Annotated in this window: 1 protein-coding gene; it reads left to right on the forward strand. The window is 67.3% G+C overall.

Going from position 1 to position 2,638, the window contains the following annotated elements; all coding sequences use genetic code 11:
- Positions 1-12: 12 nt before the first annotated feature.
- Positions 13-2,638: type I polyketide synthase (locus ACFXB5_RS53335; protein ID WP_385223259.1), on the forward strand; the 2,626-nt coding region annotated here is incomplete at its 3' end.

Consider the following 2,638-nt stretch of genomic DNA (forward strand, 5'->3'; position numbering starts at 1 on the left):
CGTGGTTCTGCGGTGAATCAGGATGGGGCGTCGAATGGGTTGACGGCGCCGAATGGTCCGTCGCAGGAGCGGGTGATTCGGCAGGCGCTGGCCAACGCGCGGTTGTCGGCAGCGGACGTGGATGCCGTCGAGGGCCACGGCACCGGCACGAAGCTCGGCGATCCCATCGAGGTGCAAGCGCTGCTGGCTACGTATGGCCAGGGCCGGGAGGACGGTTGGCCGTTGTGGCTGGGGTCGTTGAAGTCGAACATCGGTCACACCCAATCGGCTGCGGGTGTGGGTGGTGTGATCAAGATGGTCATGGCCCTGGACCAGGAGATGCTGCCGCGCACGTTGCATGTGGACCAGCCGTCCTCGCACGTGGACTGGGACGCGGGCACTGTGGAGTTGCTGGCTGAGGCGGTGGCTTGGCCGCGCGGGGAGCGGGTCCGGCGGGCGGGTGTGTCCTCCTTCGGTGTGTCGGGGACCAATGCCCACGTCATCCTCGAGGAAGCACCGGCAGAGGAATCCGCTGGTGGGGATGTGGAGCCCGTAGTGATGCCTGCGGTGGTGCCGTGGGTGGTGTCGGGGCGTAGTGCGGGTGCGTTGGCGGCTCAGGCGGGTCGGCTGCTGGAGCACGTCCGCTCTGCCCAGGCTGGTGGTGGCGTGGATCCCGTGGGTGTGGGGCGTGCTCTGGTGGATTCCCGTGCGGTCTTCGAGCACCGCGCTGTCGTCCTTGGCTCGGATGTGGGGGAGTTGGCGGCTGGGCTTGCTGGTTTGGCGCGGGGTGAGGCTGTTGGTGGTGGTGTGGTGGGTCGTGTGCGGTCGGGGGTGGGTCGGCCGGTGTTTGTTTTTCCTGGTCAGGGTGCGCAGTGGGTGGGGATGGGTGCGCGGTTGCTGGGTGAGTCGGTGGTGTTTGCGGAGGGGATTGCTGAGTGTGAGCGGGTGTTGTCGCGGTGGGTGGATTGGTCTGTGCGGGGGGTGTTGTGTCAGGAGGTGGGGGCGCCGTCGTTGGATCGGGTGGATGTGGTTCAGCCGGTGTCGTTTGCGGTGATGGTGGCTCTGGCCAAGGTGTGGCGGTCGTTTGGTGTGGAGCCGGCGGCGGTGGTGGGGCATTCCCAGGGTGAGGTGGCGGCCGCGTATGTGGCGGGTCTGTTGTCGTTGGAGGATGCGTGCAAGGTGGTGGCGCTGCGGTCGCGGTTGATTGGTGAGCGTCTGGCTGGTCTGGGCGGGATGTTGTCGGTGGCTGTGTCAGAGCAGGAGGCTGTGGACCGGATCGAGGCCGGTGTCTGGGGTGGGGTTGAGGTGGCTGCGGTCAATGGGCCTGGTTCGGTGGTGGTGGCTGGGCCTGCTGAGGCGGTGGAGCGTGTGCGGGCTGTGTGTGAGGAGGAGGGGGTGCGGGCGCGCCGGATTCCGGTGGATTATGCCTCCCACACCGCGCAGGTCGAGCAGATTCGTAGCGAGCTGGCTCAGGTCTTGGACGGCCTGGCTCCCCAGGGTGGCGGCGAGCGGGTGCCGTTGCTGTCGACGGTGACCGGTCAGTGGGTGTCGCCCGGGGAGATGGACAGTGAGTATTGGTTCCGGAATCTGCGGCGGCCGGTGCGTTTTGCCGAGGCCGTGGATGCTCTGGCCTCCGGGGGTTATGGGGTTTTCGTTGAGGTCAGTGCGCATCCGGTGTTGACGGTGGGTGTGGAGGGGGTGGTGGAGGCCGCTGGTGGTCAGGCGGTGGTGACCGGCACGTTGCGTCGTGATCAGGACACGCTTGGGCAGGTTCTGACTTCTCTGGCTCAGTTGCATGTCAACGGGGTCACCGTCGACTGGAAGCCTGCTCTGGGCGCGGTGGCCACGGACGACAGCGCTGCGGCAGACGGCCGTGCACCGATGCTGGACCTGCCCACGTATGCCTTCCAGCGGGAGCGCTACTGGCTCGACGCTCCGCCCGCGGCAACCGATGCCACCGGCCTGGGCCTGGAGGCCGTCGAGCACCCCCTCCTCGGAGCCGCAGTCGACACTGCGGGCAGTGAGGCGATCCTGCTTACGGGTCGGCTGTCGCTGCAGACCCATCCGTGGCTGGCCGACCACCAGGTGATGGGGGCGGTGCTGGTACCGGGGGCGGCGCTGGTGGAGATGGCGGTCCGTGCCGGTGAACACATTGGTTGCAATCGGCTGGAGGAGCTGACGCTGGAGGCGCCGCTGGTTCTGCCCGAGCAGGGCGGTGTCCAGGTCCAGGTCGCCGTTGAAGAAGCCGATGCATCGGGCTTCCGGCCCGTTTCGGTCCACTCCCGCGTTGAGACTGGGGAATCGCCTGCCGAGTCCGCATGGACCCGGAACGCCAGCGGTCTGCTCGGCGTGCCGCAGCAAGACGAGCAGCACCAAGCGGTGCTCGAACAGTGGCCGCCGGCCGGTGCCCAGCCGATGGCGTTGGATCCGGACGAGCTTTATGCGGGTTTTGCTGGTCGGGGTTATGAGTATGGGCCGTTGTTTCAGGGGGTGCGGGCGGCGTGGCGGTTGGGTGATGCGGTGTTTGCGGAGGTGTGTTTGCCGGAGGGGGTTGATGGTGGTGCGTTTGGGGTTCATCCGGCGTTGTTGGATGCGGCGTTCCAGGTTTTGTTGATTGCGGGGGGTCAGGGTTCGGGTGTGGGGGTGGACGAGCAGGTCA

Origin of the sequence: Streptomyces sp. NPDC059455 (assembly GCF_042750115.1) — a bacterium.
GTDB classification, from domain to species: domain Bacteria; phylum Actinomycetota; class Actinomycetes; order Streptomycetales; family Streptomycetaceae; genus Streptomyces; species Streptomyces endocoffeicus.